The organism is Pseudomonadaceae bacterium SI-3, assembly GCA_004010935.1.
Taxonomy (GTDB): domain Bacteria; phylum Pseudomonadota; class Gammaproteobacteria; order Pseudomonadales; family Pseudomonadaceae; genus Stutzerimonas.
Map to the genome: position 1 here is coordinate 3546675 of CP026511.1, position 21030 is coordinate 3567704.

At 61.0% G+C, this 21030-nt stretch carries 17 protein-coding genes; 11 read left to right on the forward strand and 6 right to left on the reverse strand.

What is annotated here, in order from left to right; all coding sequences use genetic code 11:
• Nucleotides 1-125 precede the first annotated feature (125 nt).
• From C1896_16570 to C1896_16590, 5 genes are all read left to right on the forward strand, one after another.
• Entirely contained in the window at nt 126-1049 is a 924-nt protein-coding gene (locus C1896_16570; GenBank protein AZZ46381.1) for a high-affinity branched-chain amino acid ABC transporter permease LivH, read from the forward strand.
• A complete protein-coding gene (livM, locus tag C1896_16575; protein ID AZZ46382.1) occupies nt 1046-2302 on the forward strand; it encodes a high-affinity branched-chain amino acid ABC transporter permease LivM in 1257 nt (418 codons plus the stop codon). The genes C1896_16570 and livM overlap by 4 nt, the downstream gene beginning before the upstream one ends.
• Entirely contained in the window at nt 2299-3066 is a 768-nt protein-coding gene (livG, locus tag C1896_16580) for an ABC transporter ATP-binding protein (protein AZZ46383.1), read from the forward strand. The genes livM and livG overlap by 4 nt, the downstream gene beginning before the upstream one ends.
• Nucleotides 3067-3068: 2 nt before the next feature.
• Nucleotides 3069-3770 carry an ABC transporter ATP-binding protein gene (locus C1896_16585; GenBank protein ID AZZ46384.1) on the forward strand — a complete coding sequence of 234 codons (702 nt, stop codon included), beginning with the start codon at nt 3069-3071 and terminating at the stop codon, nt 3768-3770.
• 203 nt (nt 3771-3973) lie between these two features.
• Nucleotides 3974-5329 (forward strand): 8-oxoguanine deaminase, encoded by a 1356-nt coding sequence (locus C1896_16590; GenBank protein AZZ46385.1) that lies wholly within the window; start codon nt 3974-3976, stop codon nt 5327-5329.
• A 182-nt stretch (nt 5330-5511) separates the two neighbouring features.
• Here C1896_16590 and C1896_16595 read toward each other — a convergent pair whose 3' ends face one another.
• Entirely contained in the window at nt 5512-6036 is a 525-nt protein-coding gene (locus C1896_16595; protein AZZ46386.1) for a nucleoside 2-deoxyribosyltransferase, read from the reverse strand.
• A gap of 853 nt (nt 6037-6889) precedes the next feature.
• On the opposite strand from C1896_16595, the gene xdhA reads away from it, so the two are divergent.
• From xdhA to guaD, 4 genes are all read left to right on the forward strand, one after another.
• Nucleotides 6890-8329 carry a xanthine dehydrogenase small subunit gene (xdhA, locus tag C1896_16600; protein AZZ46387.1) on the forward strand — a complete coding sequence of 480 codons (1440 nt, stop codon included), beginning with the start codon at nt 6890-6892 and terminating at the stop codon, nt 8327-8329.
• Complete coding sequence (gene xdhB / locus C1896_16605; protein ID AZZ46388.1) at nt 8322-10712, forward strand: xanthine dehydrogenase molybdopterin binding subunit; 2391 nt, start codon at nt 8322-8324, stop codon at nt 10710-10712. Before xdhA ends, xdhB begins: the two co-directional genes overlap by 8 nt.
• A gap of 145 nt (nt 10713-10857) precedes the next feature.
• The gene (xdhC, locus tag C1896_16610) at nt 10858-11706 is read left to right on the forward strand and encodes a xanthine dehydrogenase accessory protein XdhC (GenBank protein AZZ46389.1); all 849 of its coding nucleotides are present in this window, start codon (nt 10858-10860) and stop codon (nt 11704-11706) included.
• A gap of 165 nt (nt 11707-11871) precedes the next feature.
• Nucleotides 11872-13176 carry a guanine deaminase gene (gene guaD / locus C1896_16615; protein AZZ46390.1) on the forward strand — a complete coding sequence of 435 codons (1305 nt, stop codon included), beginning with the start codon at nt 11872-11874 and terminating at the stop codon, nt 13174-13176.
• Between the two features lie 283 nt (nt 13177-13459).
• Here guaD and C1896_16620 read toward each other — a convergent pair whose 3' ends face one another.
• The 5 genes from C1896_16620 to C1896_16640 form a co-directional block, all read right to left on the reverse strand.
• Nucleotides 13460-14431: an IS110 family transposase gene (locus C1896_16620; protein ID AZZ46391.1), complete on the reverse strand. Its 972-nt coding sequence runs from the start codon at nt 14429-14431 to the stop codon at nt 13460-13462.
• A gap of 316 nt (nt 14432-14747) precedes the next feature.
• The gene (locus C1896_16625) at nt 14748-15620 is read right to left on the reverse strand and encodes a metal ABC transporter substrate-binding protein (protein AZZ47710.1); all 873 of its coding nucleotides are present in this window, start codon (nt 15618-15620) and stop codon (nt 14748-14750) included.
• Between the two features lie 10 nt (nt 15621-15630).
• Nucleotides 15631-16482, reverse strand: coding sequence for a zinc ABC transporter permease (locus C1896_16630; protein AZZ46392.1), 852 nt, complete (start codon nt 16480-16482; stop codon nt 15631-15633).
• A gap of 8 nt (nt 16483-16490) precedes the next feature.
• Nucleotides 16491-17168 carry a manganese ABC transporter ATP-binding protein gene (locus C1896_16635; GenBank protein ID AZZ46393.1) on the reverse strand — a complete coding sequence of 226 codons (678 nt, stop codon included), beginning with the start codon at nt 17166-17168 and terminating at the stop codon, nt 16491-16493.
• Nucleotides 17169-17524: 356 nt separating this feature from the next.
• Nucleotides 17525-18280, reverse strand: a complete 756-nt coding sequence (locus tag C1896_16640; protein AZZ46394.1) for a GntR family transcriptional regulator — start codon at nt 18278-18280, stop codon at nt 17525-17527.
• 366 nt (nt 18281-18646) lie between these two features.
• Between C1896_16640 and C1896_16645 the strand changes: the two genes are divergently transcribed.
• Together C1896_16645 and C1896_16650 are read left to right on the forward strand one after the other, a co-directional pair.
• Nucleotides 18647-19993 (forward strand): NCS2 family permease, encoded by a 1347-nt coding sequence (locus tag C1896_16645; GenBank protein ID AZZ47711.1) that lies wholly within the window; start codon nt 18647-18649, stop codon nt 19991-19993.
• 162 nt (nt 19994-20155) lie between these two features.
• A complete protein-coding gene (locus C1896_16650; protein ID AZZ46395.1) occupies nt 20156-20782 on the forward strand; it encodes a LysE family translocator in 627 nt (208 codons plus the stop codon).
• The last annotated feature ends 248 nt before the right edge of the window (nt 20783-21030 follow it).

Sequence of the window (21030 nt, forward strand, 5' to 3'; positions counted from 1 at the left end):
CGCCTCGAACCTGGCCCGTGCGTGATCCGCATATAGCCCTTGGCGCCGCATTCTCCGTGCAGCGTGTTCGAAGCAGGTCCGCCTTGGCGGTCGAGCACGGGCTGCTGGGTGTTCAGGAGAATGTAATGCCTGAGCTTTACCACTACTTCCAACAGCTGATCAACGGCCTGACCGTTGGCAGCACTTATGCCTTGATAGCCATCGGTTACACGATGGTCTACGGCATCATCGGCATGATCAACTTCGCCCACGGCGAGGTGTACATGATCGGCTCGTATGTCACCTTTATCGCCATCGTCGGGCTGACCATGATGGGGCTCGATTCGCTGCCCATCCTCATGATCGGCGCATTCGCAGCAGCCATGATCGTCACCAGCGCCTATGGCTACAGCATCGAGCGGGTCGCCTATCGACCGCTACGCGGAAGCAACCGGCTGATCCCACTGATCTCCGCTATCGGCATGTCGATCTTTCTGCAGAACGTCGTCCTGCTCTCCCAGGACTCCAAAGACAAGGCGATTCCCAACCTGATGCCCGGCAACTTCATCTTTGGTGAAAGCGCCATGAACGGGGTGGTGATTTCCTACATGCAGGTGCTGATCTTCGTCGTCACCATCATCGCCATGATGGGCCTGACTCTGTTCATTTCCCGCTCGCGCCTGGGCCGTGCCTGCCGCGCCTGCGCCGAAGACCTGAAGATGGCCAACCTGCTAGGCATCAACACCAACAGCATCATCGCCCTGACCTTCGTCATCGGCGCTGCGCTGGCAGCCGTCGCAGCCGTTCTGATCAGCATGCAATATGGCGTGATCAACCCGCACATCGGCTTCCTGGCCGGAATCAAGGCGTTTACCGCTGCGGTACTTGGCGGTATCGGCAGCATTCCAGGTGCCATGCTCGGTGGCCTGGTACTGGGTGTAGCTGAAGCCTTCGGCGCTGACATCTTCGGTGACCAATACAAGGACGTGGTTGCGTTCAGCCTGCTGGTGCTGGTGTTGCTGTTCCGTCCGACTGGCATTCTCGGCCGTCCGGAGGTTGAAAAGGTATGACTCGCAATCTGCGCACCGCATTTTTCAGCGCACTGCTGGTATTTGCCGTAGCGGTACCGGTTTTCGGTCTGAAACTCACCACTGTCGGCATTCGACTCGAAGTTCATGGCAGCGACGCTCAGACCTTCTGGATCATCGCAGCCTGTGCGGTTGCGATGTTCTTCTGGCAGCTGTTCCGTCACCACGCGGCGGCCGGCTGGGCGGCGTCGCCTAACCTGCCGAGCATACCGGCCGGAGCGGGCAACTTCCTGACCCTGCCGTCGACCCAGCGTTACATCATCATCGGCCTGATTCTGCTCGCACTGGTGTGGCCATTCTTCGGCTCACGCGGCGCGGTGGATATCGCCACGCTGATTCTGATCTACGTGATGCTCGGCCTCGGCCTGAACATCGTGGTCGGCCTGGCAGGCTTGCTGGATCTCGGTTACGTCGGTTTCTATGCCGTTGGCGCTTATACCTATGCCCTGCTCTCGCACTACTACGGGATCGGATTCTGGGTGGCGTTGCCGATTGCTGGGGCCATGGCCGCGCTGTTCGGCTTCCTGCTGGGCTTCCCGGTGCTCCGCCTGCGCGGGGATTATCTGGCCATCGTGACCCTGGGCTTTGGTGAGATCATCCGTCTGTTGCTGCGCAACATGACCGATCTCACCGGCGGCCCGAACGGCATCAGCGGTATCGACAAGCCGACGCTGTTCGGCCTCTCGTTCGACCGCCGCGCCGCCGAAGGCATGCAGACCTTCCACGAGTTTTTCGGTTTGGAATATCAATCCATCAACAAGGTGATCTTCCTCTACTTGATCGCCGTGCTGCTGGTATTGCTGACCCTGTTCGTGATCAACCGCCTGCTGCGCATGCCCATCGGCCGCGCCTGGGAAGCCTTGCGTGAAGATGAGATTGCCTGCCGCGCGCTGGGCATGAACCCCACCGTGATCAAGCTTTCCGCCTTCACCTTGGGTGCGACCTTTGCCGGTTTCGCCGGCAGCTTTTTCGCGGCGCGCCAGGGCTTGGTATCCCCGGAGTCGTTCACCTTCATCGAATCGGCCATCATCCTCGCCATCGTCGTGCTGGGCGGCATGGGCTCGCAGTTGGGGGTGATTCTCGCCGCCATCGTGATGATCCTGCTGCCTGAACTGATGCGTGAGTTCAGCGAGTACCGCATGCTGATGTTCGGCGCCTTGATGGTGCTGATGATGATCTGGCGTCCGCAGGGGCTGCTGCCCATGCAACGCCCCCACATGGAGCTGAAGCGATGAGCCGCCCGATTCTAGAAGTAAGCGGCCTGACCATGCGCTTCGGCGGCCTTTTGGCTGTCAACGGGGTTGGCCTGACCGTACATGACAAACAAGTGGTCTCGATGATCGGCCCCAACGGCGCTGGCAAGACCACGGTATTCAATTGCCTTACCGGCTTCTACCAGCCCACCGACGGCAAGATCCTGCTCGACGGCGAAGCGATCCAGGGCTTGCCCGGCCACAAGATTGCCCGCAAGGGCGTGGTGCGTACATTCCAGAACGTTCGCCTGTTCAAGGACATGACTGCCATCGAGAACTTGTTGGTCGCCCAACACCGGCACCTGAACACCGGCTTTCTGTCCGGCCTGTTGAAGACCAAGGCGTTTCGCAAGAGCGAGCGCCAGGCGATGGATTTCGCCGCGCATTGGCTCGATCAGGTCAACCTGACCGATATCGCCAACCGCCCTGCCGGCACCCTCGCCTATGGCCAGCAGCGGCGGCTGGAAATCGCGCGCTGCATGATGACGCGCCCGCGCATCCTCATGCTCGACGAGCCGGCAGCGGGGCTGAACCCAAAGGAAACCGAAGACCTGAAGGCGCTGATCGGCATGCTGCGCGACACCCATGGCGTCACGGTGCTGCTCATCGAGCACGACATGAAACTGGTCATGAGCATTTCCGACCACATCGTCGTGATCAATCAGGGTTGTCCGCTGGCCGACGGCACGCCGGAGCAGATCCGTGACAATCCGGACGTGATCAAAGCCTATCTGGGAGAGGCGTAACCATGCTGTATTTCGAAAACGTCTCGACCTTTTACGGCAAGATCCAGGCGCTGCATAACGTCAATGTCGAAGTCCGCAAGGGCGAGATCGTCACCCTGATCGGTGCAAACGGCGCCGGTAAATCGACCCTTCTGATGACGCTCTGCGGTACGCCCATGGCGTCCGAAGGCAGCATCCGCTTCGAGGGCGAAGAGCTGGTCGGCAAGCAGACCTTCGACATCATGCGCAAGGACATTGCCGTGGTGCCCGAAGGGCGGCGCATCTTTGCCCGCCTGACGGTCGAGGAAAATCTGGCCATGGGAGGGTTCTTCACCAACAAGGCGGATTTCCAGGAGCAGCTGGACAAGGTGTTGTTGCTGTTTCCACGACTGAAGGAGCGCTTCCAACAGCGTGGCGGCACCATGTCCGGCGGCGAGCAGCAGATGCTCGCCATTGCCCGCGCGCTGATGAGCAAGCCCAAGCTGCTGCTGCTCGACGAACCATCGCTGGGGCTGGCGCCGATCATCATTCAGCAGATCTTTGACATCATCGAGCAGCTGCGTGAAGACGGCGTGACCATCTTCCTGGTCGAGCAGAACGCCAACCAGGCGCTCAAGCTGGCCGACCGCGCCTACGTGCTGGAGAACGGTCATATCGTCATGCAGGGCAGTGGCGAAGAGCTGCTGGTCAACCCCAAGGTCCGCGACGCCTACCTGGGCGGCTGATTCTGGGATGGGGAAAAAGCCGGGCACTTGCCCGGCTTTTTCATGTTCGCACGCAAGGGATGACAAGCGCGGACGGAGCCTTTATCGTGCTCCGCGTCACGTCATTCCCGACGCCCACCAGGGTGTCCCGACGAGCCCCCTGGATCAGCAGACAGGGCATAACTGAGCTGGCAATTCTGAACTCAACTCAGGAGAAGCCGGCCATGACTGCCAGCCGTATCTGGATCAAGAACCCCCTCGCCCTCTACACCGCCAACGATCACAAAGCCCCAGGCGGGCTGGTGATCGACCAAGGCGTCATTGTCGAAATGCTCGGCGCCGGGCAATCGCCATCGTTCGCCGTCGACAGCACTTTCGACGCCCGAGAGCACGTCGTGCTGCCGGGGCTGATCAACACGCACCACCATTTCTACCAAACCCTCACACGCGCCTGGGGCCCCGTGGTCAACCAGCCGCTGTTTCCGTGGCTGAAGACCCTGTATCCGGTCTGGGCCCGCCTGACACCGGATCGCCTGGCGCTCGCCAGTAAGGTGGCACTGGCCGAGCTGCTGCTGTCCGGCTGCACCACCGCGGCGGATCACCACTACCTATTTCCGGATGGCCTCGAAAACGCTATTGACATACAGATCGACGTTGTCCGCGAGCTGGGCATGCGCGCCATGCTCACCCGGGGTTCCATGAGCCTGGGCGAAGCCGAAGGCGGACTGCCGCCGCAACATACCGTACAGACAGCCGAAGCGATTCTTGAGGACAGCGAGCGGCTGATCGGCCTCTATCACGAACGAGGCGCCGGTGCGCAGATACAGATCGGCCTAGCGCCCTGCTCACCGTTTTCGGTTACCCCGGAAATCATGCGCGCCAGCGCCGCGCTGGCCGAACACCACGACGTGCGTCTGCACACGCACCTGGCTGAAACCCTGGACGAAGAAGAGTTCTGCCTGCAGCGCTTCGGCCTGCGCACCGTGGACTACCTGGACAGCGTTGGCTGGTTATCGGAGCGGACGTGGCTGGCGCACGGCATTCATTTCAACGACGAGGAAATCGCCCGCCTCGGCGCGGCCGGCACCGGCATTTGTCATTGCCCGTGCTCGAACATGCGACTGGCCTCAGGCATCTGCCCAACCGTGGCGCTTGAAGCGGCGGGAGCGCCTATTGGCCTCGGCGTGGATGGTTCGGCCTCCAACGATGCCTCGAACATGATTCTTGAAGCCAGGCAGGCGCTATATATCCAGCGGCTGCGCTACGGTGCCGAAGAGATCACGCCTGAGCGGGCTCTGGGCTGGGCGACCCGCGGCTCGGCACGGCTACTGGGACGCGACGATGTGGGCGAGCTGGCTGTCGGCAAGCAAGCCGATCTGGCCCTGTTCAAACTCGACGAACTGCGTTTTTCCGGCAGCCACGACCCGATCTCGGCCCTGCTGCTATGCGGTGCCGACCGTGCGGATCGGGTGATGGTCGGCGGGAAGTGGCGCGTGATCGATGGCCAGATCGACGGTCTGGACGTGGCCGAACTGATTGCCAACCACAGTCAGGCCGCACGCGAACTGATCGCGGGCTAGTCCCGAGGCAGAGGTTTCGCTCAAGGGCTGGCGAGTCGTATGACCGGCGAGCCACGACGCTCGCCGGCGTCAGGACTGAGCAGCCAGCTTCTCAGTTCTTCGATAAACCAATCTTGAGCGAAACACGCGGGTCAAAAGCAAACTGCCGGGCCAGGTCGGACGGCCAGTTTGCTCAGGCGCGTCTATGCATGCGGCGTTGGGCGCAGCGCCTTGGCCATGCACTGCAGAGCCTCACGCGGCCCACCGCAAATCAGCGTAGTGGGCACAGCCAGCATGAGATTCAGGGGCAGGTCGAACGCTTCCAGTTGCAACCCATCGCAGTCGAGGCCAGGCACGCCACAGAGCTGCGGATGCTGACGTTGCAAGCGTTCGGCATAACTGCCCTCCCCCTCCAGATAGCCATAGATCGGCTTGCCCTGTGCCACGGCATAACCGACTTCGAAACTGGTGCCGCTGTCCGGCTCACCACCGCGAAAGAAGTTCAGATCGGCAAGCACCGCATCGGCTTGATTGAGCAAGTCCAGGTTAGCCCGGTAGATCCAGGCTGCCTGCTGACGCGGTGCCTCGATCCCGTTCGGCACCTGCTTATCCAGCGGATACAAACCGATGAAGCCGAACTCGCTACACAACGCTTTGAGCCGCTCACCATGTTCAAGCGCGTCCGACCGGAACACACCGGGGCCGGCGAGGTAAATACGCAACGTCATTGAGGTTTCCGTACGACTGAGCAGGTCATAGCCCGATCAGCGCAAGCACAATGAAGGAGGCGAACAGCACGAACAGGGTCGTCCCTCGATCGCGTAAGTTTCACCTTCGTTCAAATTGATAACGGCAAAAATGATAGTGATCAGAACGACGGTTAGCTGCGCCGGCGTCATCACTGCCTGAAACGGCTGGCTACTATAACAGCGCCAACGCTTCGATGATCGGCTGCCCGAATCACCGTAGACAGCGCGGCATCAAGCGCAATGTTAACCGCTGACTGCTTGCGGCTGGCCAGGCGTCGCGCAAGGTGGTCAGAACTTCCTGTGCAGCCGCAATGCGGCTACGACAAGACGCCAAAATGGACGCTGCTCAGGGTTTGGCCAGGCTCACCGTAGTTTCCTAGACGCTTGATGATCCGACGCACTAAGCCGTAGCAAACGACGCTTCGCATGCACCGTTCCGGCTCGGCGGAGCCAAGCGCAGCGTTAGAACGCCGCCAGGGCGCTGAACAGCTTCCGTAACTGTCCAGCTGGTCAGCTTTTTGCATCTGATGCGGTAATCCTTGAGACCAACAGACTAAGCGGCATAAGCGTAGGAGCGGGCTCATCCAACCCGCCCCCAACAAAGCCATTCTCGCTTCGCCGACTCCACGCCTGTCGCCCCAGGCAGCAAGAACTGTCTGCCCGAGCCACACTCAAGGCGTATTCAAACCTGCCATTTGGCGTTGAATGTGGTCATCCAAGGTCTGTCCATCGGACGCATTGACTTTTGAGTCAGTAATTTCTTGACCGAAAAGTCAGATAACGATAATTTCCACCGCCAGAGCCCAGAACAAAAATGCCCCGGAGGCCCGCCTTGATCCAGTTTCTTCTCAATCGAGAACTGCGCCGTGAGCAGACACTCGATCCGAATACCACCGTGCTGGAATACCTGCGTGAACACCGCGGCAAGCCCGGCACCAAAGAAGGTTGCGCATCCGGCGATTGCGGTGCCTGTACCGTCGTAGTCGGAGAGCTGGACGGAGAAAAGCTGCGCTACCGCACGCTCAATTCCTGTCTGACCTTCGTCTCCGCGCTGCACGGCAAGCAACTCATCACCGTGGAAGACCTCAAGCATCAAGGCCAACTACACAGCGTTCAGCAGGCGATGGTCGATTGCCACGGCTCGCAGTGCGGTTTCTGCACGCCCGGATTTGTCATGAGCCTGTTCGCCCTGCAGAAGTCGGCGGACGGTTACGACAAGGCGGACACCCATGAAGCGTTAGCCGGCAACCTCTGCCGTTGCACCGGCTACCGTCCGATTCTCGAAGCTGCCGAGCAGGCGTGTTGCGGCAAGCAGCCGGACCAGTTCGATGCCCGTGAAGCCGAGACGATCGCCCAGCTCAAAGCCATCGAGCCGCGCGAAACCGCCGAGCTGAACAGCGGCGACAAGCGCTGCCTGTCGCCATTGACGGTAGGCGACCTGGCGGAGATCTACGGCGCCAACCCCGAAGCCCGCCTGCTCGCTGGCGGCACCGATCTGGCGCTGGAAGTCACCCAGTTCCACCGCGAACTGCCGGTGATGATCTACGTCGGGCATATCGCCGAGATGAAGAAGGTCGAAGTGACAGACACCAGCATCGAGATCGGTGCAGCCACACCGCTGACCGACTGCTATGAAGTGCTGGCGAAGGAATACCCGGACTTCGGCGAACTGCTGCATCGCTTCGCCTCGCTGCAGATCCGCAACCAGGGCACCCTGGGCGGCAACATCGGTAACGCCTCCCCCATCGGCGACTCGCCGCCGCTACTGATCGCGCTGGGTGCGCAGGTAGTGCTGCGCAAGGGTGCCAACAGCCGCATTCTGCTGCTGCAGGACTACTTCATCGATTACAAGGTCACCGCACGTGAACAGGGCGAGTTCATCGAAAAGATCATCGTGCCGCGCGCCCAGCCGAACCGGGTGTTCCGCGCCTATAAGGTCTCTAAGCGCCTGGACGATGATATCTCTGCCGTCTGCGCAGCTTTCGATCTGAAACTTGAAGGTGGCCTCATCGATGACGCCCGCATTGCGTTCGGCGGCATGGCTGCCATTCCAAAGCGCGCAGTTGCCTGTGAACGCGCCCTGATCGGCGCGCCGTTCAATACAGACACCATCGAACGGGCCTGCGAAGCCTTGAGCCAGGATTTCACACCGCTGACCGACTTCCGCGCCAGCCGCGAGTACCGCCTGCTGGTCGCGCAGAACCTGCTGCGCAAATGCTTCCACGAACAACAAGCGCCGGCGTACGAGACGAGGGTCACTTCCTATGCATAAGCCAACCAAAACTCAGGAAGAAATCGCAGCCCTGTTCACACAGGACCTGGTCACCGGCGTGGGCCGCAGCGTCAAGCATGACAGCGCGCCCAAGCACGTCACCGGCGAAGCGGTATATGTCGATGACCGTCTGGGGTTTCCCAACCAGCTGCATGTGTACGCCCGCATGAGCGACCGTGCCCATGCCCGTATCATCAGCATCGATACCAGCCCTTGCTATAGCTTGCCGGGCGTCGCTATCGCGATCAGCGCCAAGGATGTGCCTGGCCAGCTGGACATCGGCGCCGTCCTGCCCGGTGATCCGCTACTCGCTGACGACAAGGTCGAATACGTCGGCCAGCCGGTCATCGCCGTTGCCGCTGACAGCCTGGAAACCGCCCGTAAGGCCGCCATGGCCGCCATCATCGAATACGAAGATCTGGAACCGGTGATCGACGTGGTCGATGCCTTGCGCAAGAAGCACTTCGTGCTCGACAGCCATACCCACAAGCGCGGCGACTCCAGCGCGGCACTGGCCACCGCGCCGCGCCGACTGCAAGGCAGCCTTCACATCGGCGGGCAGGAACACTTCTACCTGGAAACCCAGGTGTCCTCGGTGATGCCCACCGAAGACGGCGGCATGATCGTCTACACCTCGACGCAAAACCCAACCGAAGTGCAGAAGCTGGTCGCTGAAGTGCTCGGCGTCTCGATGAACAAGATCGTCATCGACATGCGTCGCATGGGCGGCGGGTTCGGCGGCAAGGAAACCCAGGCAGCCGGCCCGGCGTGCATGTGCGCGGTGATCGCGCACCTCACCGGCCGCCCGACCAAGATGCGTCTGCCACGCATGGAAGACATGACCATGACCGGCAAGCGCCACCCCTTCTACGTCGAATACGACGTCGGCTTCGATGACGATGGCCTGCTGCACGGCATCGAGATCGACCTGGCCGGCAACTGCGGTTACTCACCGGACCTGTCCGGTTCCATCGTCGACCGCGCCATGTTCCACTCCGACAACGCCTATTACCTGGGCGATGCCACCATCAATGGCCATCGCTGCAAGACCAACCTGGCTTCGAACACCGCCTACCGCGGCTTTGGCGGCCCGCAAGGCATGGTCGCCATCGAGGAGATCATGGACGCGGTGGCCCGCGAGCTGGGCAAGGACCCGCTGGATGTGCGCAAGCGCAACTACTACGGCAAGACCGAGCGCAACGTCACGCCCTACTACCAGACCGTCGAGCACAACATGCTCGAGGAGATGACGGCCGAGCTTGAAGCCAGCAGCGACTATGCACGCCGCCGCGAGGAAATCCGCGCGTTCAACGCCAAGAGCCCGATCCTGAAGAAAGGCCTAGCACTGACCCCGGTGAAGTTCGGCATCAGCTTTACCGCCAGCTTCCTCAATCAGGGCGGCGCGCTGGTGCACGTTTACACCGATGGCAGCATCCACCTAAACCACGGCGGCACCGAGATGGGCCAAGGCCTGAACACCAAAGTCGCGCAGGTGGTGGCCGAAGTGTTCCAGGTCGACATCGACCGCATCCAGATCACCGCGACCAATACCGACAAGGTGCCGAACACCTCACCGACCGCCGCTTCCAGTGGCACCGACCTCAACGGCAAGGCGGCGCAAAATGCTGCGCAAACCATCAAGCAGCGCCTGATCGAATTTGCCGCGCGGCATTTCAAGGTCACTGAGGAAGATGTTGAGTTCAAGAACGGCCAAGTGCGCATTCGCGACGAGTACCTGTCGTTTGACGAGCTAATTCAGCAGGCCTATTTCGGGCAGGTGTCGCTGTCGTCCACCGGTTTCTACCGCACACCGAAGATCTACTACGACCGCAGCCTGGCGCGCGGCCGGCCGTTCTACTACTTCGCCTACGGCGCGGCGTGCTCCGAGGTGATCGTCGACACCCTGACCGGCGAGTACAAGATGCTTCGCAGCGACATCCTGCATGACGTGGGCGCCTCGCTGAATCCAGCCATCGACATCGGCCAGGTCGAAGGCGGCTTCGTCCAGGGCATGGGCTGGCTGACCATGGAAGAGCTGGTCTGGAACGACAAGGGCAAGCTGATGACCAGCGGCCCGGCCAGCTACAAGGTGCCGGCCGTGGCGGACATGCCGCTGGATCTGCGGGTCAAGCTGGTGGAGAACCGCAAGAACCCCGAGGACACGGTGTTCCATTCCAAAGCTGTCGGCGAGCCGCCGTTCATGCTCGGGATTTCGGTCTGGTGTGCGATCAAAGACGCCGTGGCGAGCCTGGCTGATTACAAGGTTCAGCCGAAAATCGACGCACCGGCCACCCCCGAGCGGGTGCTATGGGGCGTGGAGCAGATGCGTAAGTTGAAGCGGGCTGCTGCGGCCATTCCGGCAACCGAAACCACGCCAGCCTGAAACTCAATGGTGGGCTGAAGCCCACCCTACGAGCTACACCGGCCTGACGTAGGGTGGACAACGCTTTGCTTGTCCACCATCGACACAACTTGATCGTTTTGGTGGAAGCCATTTCGCGGTCTTCCACCCTACGAGGGACATAAACATGAGCAACACGGCCTGGATCGACGCGCTCGCCGACCTGCAACAAAGAGGCGAACCCTGCGTGCTGGTGACTATCATCGAGGAGCGCGGCTCGACGCCGCGCAATGCCGGCTCGAAGATGGTCGTCAGCCGCGAGCGGCTGTACGACACCATCGGCGGCGGCCATCTGGAATACAAGGCGCAGCAGATTGCCCGGGAGATGCTGGAGAACCGCAGCCGCGACACCCGTCTCGAACGCTTCTCCCTCGGTGCTAGCCTGGGCCAATGCTGCGGCGGCGCCACGGTACTGCTGTTCGAGCCCATGGGTCAGCCGCAGGCGCATATCGCCGTCTTTGGCGCCGGCCATGTCGGTCGTGCCCTTGTGCAGTTGCTCGCCAGCCTGCCGTGCAAGGTGCGCTGGATCGATTCGCGGAAAAGCGAATTTCCGGCCCAGATTCCTGCCGGGGTGGAAAAGGTCGTCAATGACGACGTGGTCGACGAGGTGGAAAACATGCCCGCCGGCAGTTATTTCATCGTCATGACCCACAACCATCAGCTCGACCTGGAACTGACCGCGGCCATCCTCGAACGCAACGATTTCACCTACTACGGGCTGATTGGCTCGAAGAGCAAGCGCGCCAGGTTTGAGCACCGTCTGCGCGACCGTGGCTTTCAGCCGGAAAGGGTGCAGCGCATGCGCTGCCCGATGGGTATTGCCGAAGTGAAGGGCAAATTGCCGGTGGAGATCGCCGTATCCATCGCCGGCGAGGTGATCGCCATCTACAACGCCAACTTCGGTAAAAAAACCGCGGATGGCGAAAAACCGGTGCCCATGCTGGTTCCGGCCTCGCGGCGTTCGCAAATGGGTTGATGCCCAAGGCATCACAGCTCGTAGCGTAAGAGTGCGATTGCTCACGAATGAACTCAACGCGACAGGATCGCCAGCAAGCTGGCTCCTACGAATAGAACCCAAGCCTCTGGAATCACCCGTTGGTTCCGGGCCGGAACACTTACACCACGATTTTTGAGAACCACCATGTCCCAAACCAAAGCCTACCGTGCCGCCCTGCTCCACTGCCTCGCCGATCCGCGCGAGGTGGGCATAGAGCAGTCCCATGAGTATTTTGAAGACGGCTTGCTGGTCGTCGAGGACGGCAAGATCGTCCAGGTGGGTAACGCGGCCGAACTGCTGCCGACTCTGTCCGCCGGCACTGGAGTCGTCGAATACCCCGACGCGCTGATCACCCCAGGCTTTATCGATACCCATATCCACTACCCGCAGGTTGGGGTAATCGGCTCCTATGGCGCGCAACTGCTGGATTGGCTGGAAACCTACACCTTCCCCAACGAAGGGCGCTTCAGCGACATGGCCCACGCACGCGAGCAAGCCGATCTGTTCCTCGGCGAGTTGCTGCGCAACGGCACCACCACGGCGCTGGTGTTCGGTACGGTGCACAAGCAATCGGTGGACGCCTTCTTCGAAGCAGCCGAAAAGCTCAACCTGCGCATGATCGCCGGCAAGGTATTGATGGACCGCAACGCGCCGGACTTCCTCACCGACACGGCCGAGTCCGGCTACGCCGACAGCAAGGAACTGATTGAGCGCTGGCACGGCAAAGGCCGTTTGCACTACGCCGTCACCCCGCGCTTCGCACCGACCAGCACACCCGAGCAACTGACCCTGGCCGGCAAGCTGTTCGCCGAATTCCCCGACCTCTACATGCACACTCATATCTCCGAGAACAAGCAGGAGGTCGAATGGGTCAAGGAGCTGTTCCCCGAGCGCAAGGGTTATCTGGACGTCTACGACCACCACGGCCTGATCGGCGCGCGCTCAGTATTCGCCCACGGCATCCACCTGTGCGATGACGAATGCAAGCGCCTCGGCGAGACCGGTTCGGCAGTCGCCTTCTGCCCCACCTCTAACCTGTTCCTCGGCAGCGGTCTGTTCGACCTGGCCAAGCTGGAAGGTCACGGCGTACGCGTGGGCCTGGGTACGGATGTCGGCGGCGGCACCAGCTTCTCGCAGCTGCAAAGCCTCAATGAGGCCTACAAGGTACTGCAGCTGCAGGGTCAGAAGCTGGATGCGTTCAAGGCGCTGTACCTGGCGACCCTCGGCGGCGCGCGCGCGCTCTATCTGGACGACAAGATCGGCAACCTGCAACCGGGCAAGGACGCCGACTTCGTCGTACTGGACTACAAGGCCACTCCGCTGATCAGCTACCGCCTGAGCCAGGCGACTACGCTGCAGGAAAAACTCTTCGCCCTGATGATTCTGGGTGATGACCGCGCGGTGAAGGAAACCTATGCGGCAGGGGTTTCGGTGCACCGGAAAGCGTAAGCCGAATACCGCTGTGCAAATGGGTTTCGATGCCGCGAGTATTGAGACACGCGAAACAGGTTGGCTAAAGCGGAGCGCCGCCCGGCCCACCTTACGCAGCCCCACAAGTGAAGACCGCGTAACGCACCGCGGGCTTCGTCCACTGTAGGGTGGGCTTCAGCCCACCGCGACGGGGCCGCCAACGATTGGTGGGCTAAAGCCCACCCTACTTCATGGCAACGGAACGCCGCCGGTCCACCCTATGCCTGTACTGGCATGCAGCTCGTAGATACCGTCTTCCCCATTACCGAGCAAGGGCCAGTTGAGGGTCGAAACGCTGGCCCGATTTAAGTACCCCATAGGCGATGTGCAGCAGCTTGCGCATCGCTGCACAGACGATTTGTTTTCCGGATTTTCCTTTTGCACTCAGACGCTCGCGTAGAGCACTAATGGCCGGGTTGTGTGTGAGCGAGCAGACCGCCGGCATGTAGAGCCCAGCCCTCAAGCGAGACGATCCTGTGCGGGATATGCGCGTCTGGCCTTTGTAGGAGCCAGACTCCTGAAGGCGGGGGTTCAGCCCGGCATAAGCGGTTATCGCGCGTGAGCTGGCGAAGCGTAACGGATCGCCCAGCTCAGCCAGCAACAGGGCTGCGGAACGCTCGCCGATGCCATCAATGCTGGTCAGCAGGTCGCGTTTGTTGCGCAGGTCCGGGTCATCATCGATGTGGTCTCGGATCGCACGGAGCGTCTCTCCGATCTGCCGCTCGACATGGTGCAGCACTGAGTAGATTGAAGCCTGCACACTAGCGTCGGCCAGATCCAGGCGGTTGCGTTCCATTTGTTGGATCTCCTGCAGATCCTCCAAGCGCCGCACTAATGCTTTCAAGCGCCGGACGGCGGGAGGCTCAGGCTGCCAGGCCCGCAGATCGCTCTGGTGCCGCTCGCCATACTCAGCGATGAGTTTGGCGTCGACTTTGTCGGTCTTTACGCGCTGGAGCTGGCTTCGGGCGTAATAGGCGACCTGTGCAGGATTGAGCACGCAGACCTGATAGCCTTTATCGTGAAACCAGGTCGCGAGCGCTTCATGGTAAGCGCCGGTCGCTTCCATCACGATCCAGGCTTGGGCATTGGCGTGCTTGAGCAGCCACTGCTGGAGCGCTTCGAAACCGGCCACCTCGTTTGGCAATTTGGCCTTGGTGCGGTACTTGCCATTGGGTTGCTGGGTGGCGATGTCGAACGTGCGTTTGGCGATATCGATGCCGATGACGCTGGGCATAAGAACTCCTCCTGCTGGTTCAGAAAGATCAACACTTCACTCAGCTCTACCTTGCTGATGCGAGCTCTCGCCGGAGGCGGGCTCTGGATACCGTTCGAGCTGTAAGAGTGAGTATGGAAGGCCGCAGCGCTATCTACGTCGCAGGCTCAAAGCCTAAGGGTGGATACGGCTTTCTGACCTTCCCCCGATGATCAGTCGGGAACTATCACCCCAACATAGCGTGGTAGTCGAGATACAAGGGTGGATGTCGCTTTCACATCCACCACCAAGTTGCGCCACGCTCAATGGACGCGTGACCGGTGAAGCGCGATCCGCCCTACGGCTTCAATGCGGCCATCAAGGTGTCCAGATTGTGCTCGAACATCCCGAGATAGGTACTGGCCGGCCCCTCACTGGCCAGTGCATCCGAATACAGCGTGCCGCCGACCGTAGCGCCGGCCTCGTCGGCGATCTGCTGGATCAATCGCGGGTCCCGGATGTTCTCGACGAATACGGCCCGCACGCCTTCGCTGCGTATCTGCCGAATCAAGGCCGCCACTTCAGCTGCCGAAGGCTCGTCATGGGTGGACAACCCCTGCGGTGCGATGAATTCCAACTGCCAGGCCTGCCCAAGATAACCGAATGCATCATGGCTGGTCACTACCTTGCGCTGGCTTGCGGGTAAACCGGCAATCTGGGCATCCGCTTTCTTGAGCAACGCATGCAGGCGGGTCAGGTAAGCATCGCGGCGTTCGTTGTAAACATCGAGATTGGCAGGGTCCAACTCGCCGAGTGCCTTGGCGATATTGCGTACGTATATCTCGGCATTGGTCAGGCTCTGCCAGGCATGCGGATCCGGCACTCGTTCACCGTCTTCCTCCAGCATCAACGGAACCACGCCCGCACTGGCATCGATGCGCTTGCCTGTGGGCTCGCTGCTCTTCAGCAATCGCTCCAGCCAGGGCTCGAATCCCAGCCCGTTGGCGATGATCAGGTCAGCACGCAGCAGCGCTCTCGCATCGTCCGGGCTGGGCTCGTAGAGGTGCGCATCCGCATCGGCGCCAACCAGATTGATGACCTCGATATGGTCACCACCCACTTCGCGGGTCAGATCCGCCAGGATGCTGAAGCTCGTCACCACGTTCAGTTTGTCAGCCGCGTGCAGCGAGAATGGGAGCCACAGGGCCAGCGCAAAAAGCAGGTAACGCATGATCAACACCTCAAACGGTCATTGGAAAAGACGTCGAGCGCAGCAGACCGTGAACCGGGCCGGCTACCACCGAAAACAGATAGAAAGCGCCGGCCAGAAGCACGATGCACGGCCCGCTGGGCAAGCTGGCGTAGAAGGAAAGCAGCAGCCCCAGCCACACGCACACCGCGCCCATCAGCGCGGCAAGCGGTAGCAGGACCAGCAGTCGGCGGCTCCAGAAACGGGCCGCGGCGGCGGGCAGCATCATCAGCCCCACCACCATCAGCGCGCCGATGGCCTGGAAGCCGATGACCAGATTGAGCACCACCAGCGTCAGGAAGGCCGCATGCGCCAATGGACCAAAGCGACTGATGCTGCGCAGGAACAGCGGATCGAGGCTGTCCAGCGCCAGGGCGCGATAGCTCAGCGCGAGCACCACCAGACTGAACACCGCGGTGCCGAGCATCCCGTACAGCGTGGTCGTATCGACCGCCAGCGCCGAGCCGAATAGCAGGTGCAACAGATCCAGCTTGCGCCCCGCCAATCCAAGCAGGAGCACGCCGCTGGCCAGCGAAATCGGATACAGCGCAGCCAGGCTGGCATCCTCACGCAGCCCAGTACGCCGCGTGACCCAAGCAGCCCCGCCAGCCATCCCCAGGCCGGCCACCAAGCCTCCTGCGGTCAGCGCGGGCAGGCTCAGGCCGAACAGCCAGAAAGCCAATGCTGCGCCCGGCAGGATGCCGTGAGCGATGGCATCACCCATCAGGCTCATTCGTCGAAGAATCAAAAACACGCCCAGCGGTCCTGCGCTGCAAGCCAGCGCTACGCCGCCAAACAAGGCCCGGCGCATGAATGCAAACTCTCCGAACGGGGCCCAGAACATTTCCGGCGTCACGCGACCTGCCCAAGCTGTTGCCGCTCGGCCGCGAACTGGCGGATCGGTGCCTTGATGCAGCCGTTGCGAGCGATCAGCAATCCATCACAGTTGCGATGGCTGAGGCCGGCAAGGTTATGGCTGACTAGGACCAGCGTCCTGCCCTCGTGCTGCCAACGCTCGACGTGCTGCCAGAGCAGACGCAGCCCGACATCGTCGAGCGCCGCTTCCGGCTCGTCGAGCAGCAGTACCTTGGCGTCGGTCAGGCTCAGCCGCGCCAGCAAAGCGCGTTGCAACTCGCCGCCGGAGAGCGCATGAAGTCCCTGCGCTTGCAACTCGAGCAATCCCCAATCCGCCAATACCTGGTGCAGACGCTTGCGCTGTTCGCTACGTCCGAGACGGCTGCGCCAGAAGCCAGCGCTCACCAGCTCGGCGAGACGGATGGGAAACTGCCGATCCACATGCTGCTGCTGTGGCAAATAGGCCATGCCGCCCATAAGCGGGACACCGCGACTGATGTTCCCTGCCAGTGGTCGATCCAACCCCGCGATTACCTTAAGCAGGCTGCTCTTTCCGGAACCGTTGCTACCGATCACGGCCGTTAGGCTGCCTGCGGTCAGTTGCAAGTCAAGGGGCGGCGTAAGGGCGCGTCCGCCAGCGCCCCACTGCAAGCCATGACACTCGATCATCATCACCTCGAAGATTAAAAATCAGCGGATCGACAACGTACCTCTTGTTCTGTCAGCAACTTCAGTTGCTACCAGCTCGGCAACGAGCGACATCAACCCGCACTTATGTATGAGTTATAACATAACGCTATGCGTATCGAGCAACTGTCGTGCAATGCGTGACACGTCATTCAATATGTTTGTGTGGAGTTGATGCGGTGGCAGCAAGCAGCTGCGGCGTTATGCGCAGAGCGGCATAGGGGATACAAGCGTAACTATGGTGCTGCAGGAACGCTCGGCACACTGATCAGCAGAATCAATTGGCGGGTGTGGCCATAAAAGCGCCGACGCAGAACGCATCGGCGCGGGAACAGGTGGAATATCTAGCGAGCGGTACGTGGCTTCTTTTTCGCCAAAGCCAGGTGCGAAAACACCGCATGGAGATCGTCCGACGCGCTTTCTTCATCGAGGTTGAGTTTGCTGTCGATGTGATCCATGTGATGCATCATCAGGCGCACCGCCTTTTCGCTGTCGCGCGCGGCGATGGCGTCGATCAATTCATTGTGCTCATCAAACGAGCAATGCGAGCGGTTGCCGCTTTCATACTGCGCGATGATCAGCGAGGTTTGCGACACCAGGCTGCGCTGGAAGCTCACCAGCGGAGCGTTCTTAGCGGCCTCGGCCAGCTTCAGGTGAAACTCGCCGGACAGACGAATCCCCGCGCCACGATCACCGCGTGCAAAGCAATCCTGCTCATCGGTCACCATCTGCCGCAGTTCGCTCAGCTGGTCGGCGCTGGCGTGCTGCACAGCCAGTTCGGTAATGGCGCGCTCGACCATGCGCCGGGCAAAGAAGATCTGCCGCGCTTCGTCAACGCTCGGGCTGGCAACCACCGCGCCGCGGTTCGGCCGCAGCAGCACTACACCTTCATGGGCGAGCCGTGACAGGGCACGGCGAATGATGGTGCGGCTTACACCGAAGATCTCGCCCAACGCCTCTTCGCTGAGCTTGGTGCCCGGCGCCAGTCGCTGTTCAAGGATTGCATCAAAGATATGGGCGTAAACGATGTCGTCCTGGGTCCCGGTACGGGCCTTGCCGCTTCGTGTCGGCTTTTTCAAAGGCTGCAACTGTTCGTTCATGGTGACTCGCGTCGGAGGGGTCGGCAGGTTCGAACTTTACTGCCTTTCGTAACGCAGCTGGGAGACGCCAATACGAAACAAGCAAATAAAGCGCGTTTTATTGTGCACAATCTGCGCACCAAGAATATTTCTATAACTCAAGCAGCCACGCTAATACGCACGCTTTCGCCTGCCACATCGCAAGCTGAGTCAGGTAATACGCGGCGGCTATGGAATTGCCTGTTGCATTTCTTGTATACAAAAGCATAATCGCGTCAAGCCTTTCTGACCTTTCGGTCAACAAACCGAATGAAAGAGCCCCACCATCACCTGCCCTCGAGAGCGCTGCTCTGGGTGATAGACAACAAGAACGATGAGGAACACCTTGTGGAAACCACCAAGCAGGAACAGCCGGCCCTCGGCCTGCAGCCAGAAAACCCCGGCTTGCTCGACCGATTTTTCAAGCTCAGCGCTCACCGAACCACTATCAAGACAGAGATGCTCGCCGGCCTGACGACCTTCGTCACCATGGCCTACATCATCTTCGTCAATCCCAACATCATGGCCGACGCAGGTATCGACCACGGTGCAGCCTTTGTCGCGACCTGTATCGGTGCAGCGCTCGGCTGCCTGTTGATGGGCCTATATGCCAACTGGCCGGTGGGCCTGGCGCCCGGCATGGGCCTCAACGCGTTCTTCACTTATACCGTGGTGGGCGAGATGGGCTATAGCTGGGAGATCGCCCTCGGGGCGGTATTCCTTTCCGGCATCCTGTTCATGATCATGAGCCTGTCCCGTCTGCGCGAGTGGTTGCTCAACAGCATTCCGATGAGCCTGCGCTTCGCCATGGGTGCCGGGGTCGGGTTGTTTCTCGGGCTGATCGGCCTCAAGACCGCCGGCATCGTTGTCGACAGTCCCGCTACCTTGCTGACCATGGGTTCGTTCGGCGAGCCCACCGCCCTGCTCGCCGCGGTGTGCTTCCTAATGATCGCCGTGCTAAGCCACCGCAACGTGTTCGGCGCGATCCTGCTGAGCATGCTGGCCGTCACCGGCATCGGCTGGGCGATGGGGCTGGTCGAATACAACGGGCTGGTCTCGATGCCGCCCAGCCTGGCCCCAACCTGGCTCGCCATGGATATCGCCGGTGCGTTGAACGTGACCATGGTCAGCGTGATCCTGGCGTTCCTCTTCGTGAACATGTTCGATACTGCCGGCACCTTGATGGGCGTTGCGCACCGTGCGCATCTGGTGGACGAGGATGGCAAGATCCAGAACCTCTCGCGCGCACTGAAAGCCGACAGCACATCCAGCGTCGTGGGCGCCTTCGTTGGCTGTCCACCAGTGACCAGCTACGTGGAAAGCGCTTCGGGCGTTGCCGCGGGTGGACGCACTGGCCTTACGGCTGTCACCGTCGGCGCGCTGTTTCTGATCGCGATGTTCTTCGCGCCGCTGGCCGGCATGATCCCTGCCTACGCAACGGCTGGCGCGCTGATCTATGTGGCGATGCTGATGATGAGCGGCATGGCGCACATCGACTGGAAGGACCATACCGATACCATACCGGCCATCGTCACCGTGGTGATGATGCCGCTGACCTTCTCCATCGCCAACGGCATCGCGCTGGGCTTCCTGACCTATGCGACGCTCAAGCTGCTGACCGGCCAGCGCGACAAGGTCTCGATCAGCCTGTATGTGTTGTGTGTAATCTTCATCGCCAAGTTCGCCTTCCTGTAAGCCAGGCGAGCTCAGAGCCCCATCGCTTCGGCGGTGGGGCTTTTGCACGTTCTGCCCTGAGACAAACCTGCTGAGCGATTGTCGCCAGCCCTATGACCAGCGCGCCGCGGCCGTCTGCCGGCACGCAATACCTGCTATGCGCCATATGAGAGGAGCAAAGAGATGAGTCTGGAAACCTGGTTGTTGTTCGCGAGTGCGGCGTTGGTGGTCATCCTGATCCCTGGCCCGTTATCGCTGCTGATGATCAGCAACAGCCTCAACTACGGACTGCGACGTTCCTGGCCGGCGTTTGTCGGCGGGGTCAGTGCATCAATCTGCCTGCTCAGCGCTTCGGCCCTGGGGCTAGGCGCACTGCTGCTGGCATCTGAGCAAGTGTTCAGCGCTCTGAAAATCATCGGCGCGTTTTATCTCTTCTATCTGGCGTGGCAGAGCTGGCAGGAATCACGCCGCCCCGCCAGCGGGCCCAGCATGACAACCAGCGAAGTGAGTCCACGCTTTCGCCAGTTGTTCTGGCGCGCCTTCGGGCTGGGCGCCAGCAACCCCAAGGACATCCTATTCTTTGCCGCCTTTCTGCCACAGTTTCTCAGTGCTGATCGGCCGTTCATGCCGCAGTTGCTGGTGATGATCCTGACCTGGGCGGTTCTGGATCTCTGTTGCAAGCTGGCCTACGGGTTGGGGGCGCATGGAGCGGCGCGTTACCTTCGCACGGGTAAGGGGCAAGTTTGGTTCAACCGCGCCAGCGCTGCGCTGTTTGGGGGCGCGGGGGCGGCTTCGTTGGTGAGTCGCTGAGGACGCTGAGTCCATACACGCGAGCACCTACGCCATGAATCGGTGCCGACAAGCGCTTGTCGCGCTGGCTGAAGTTCAGCGCCGCCCACACCGCTGCCAGGCGCCCACGGAATACCGTAGGGTGGGCTTCAGCCCACCGGCGGCGAAGTGCGTTCTTTCGGTGGGCTAACGCCCACCCTACGGAGCTCTGCGGGCATGCTGCGCGTACCCACCATGCACCTGCCTCAATAAAAAAACCCGCCATCGCT

Coding starts and splice junctions, on each gene's coding strand:
- C1896_16570 (AZZ46381.1), top strand. CDS start 126: ATGCCTGAGCTTTACCACTACTTCCAACAGCTGATCAACGGCCTGACC.
- livM (AZZ46382.1), top strand. CDS start 1,046: ATGACTCGCAATCTGCGCACCGCATTTTTCAGCGCACTGCTGGTATTT.
- livG (AZZ46383.1), top strand. CDS start 2,299: ATGAGCCGCCCGATTCTAGAAGTAAGCGGCCTGACCATGCGCTTCGGC.
- C1896_16585 (AZZ46384.1), top strand. CDS start 3,069: ATGCTGTATTTCGAAAACGTCTCGACCTTTTACGGCAAGATCCAGGCG.
- C1896_16590 (AZZ46385.1), top strand. CDS start 3,974: ATGACTGCCAGCCGTATCTGGATCAAGAACCCCCTCGCCCTCTACACC.
- C1896_16595 (AZZ46386.1), bottom strand. CDS start 6,036: ATGACGTTGCGTATTTACCTCGCCGGCCCCGGTGTGTTCCGGTCGGAC.
- xdhB (AZZ46388.1), top strand. CDS start 8,322: ATGCATAAGCCAACCAAAACTCAGGAAGAAATCGCAGCCCTGTTCACA.
- xdhC (AZZ46389.1), top strand. CDS start 10,858: ATGAGCAACACGGCCTGGATCGACGCGCTCGCCGACCTGCAACAAAGA.
- guaD (AZZ46390.1), top strand. CDS start 11,872: ATGTCCCAAACCAAAGCCTACCGTGCCGCCCTGCTCCACTGCCTCGCC.
- C1896_16620 (AZZ46391.1), bottom strand. CDS start 14,431: ATGCCCAGCGTCATCGGCATCGATATCGCCAAACGCACGTTCGACATC.
- C1896_16625 (AZZ47710.1), bottom strand. CDS start 15,620: ATGCGTTACCTGCTTTTTGCGCTGGCCCTGTGGCTCCCATTCTCGCTG.
- C1896_16630 (AZZ46392.1), bottom strand. CDS start 16,482: ATGTTCTGGGCCCCGTTCGGAGAGTTTGCATTCATGCGCCGGGCCTTG.
- C1896_16640 (AZZ46394.1), bottom strand. CDS start 18,280: ATGAACGAACAGTTGCAGCCTTTGAAAAAGCCGACACGAAGCGGCAAG.
- C1896_16650 (AZZ46395.1), top strand. CDS start 20,156: ATGAGTCTGGAAACCTGGTTGTTGTTCGCGAGTGCGGCGTTGGTGGTC.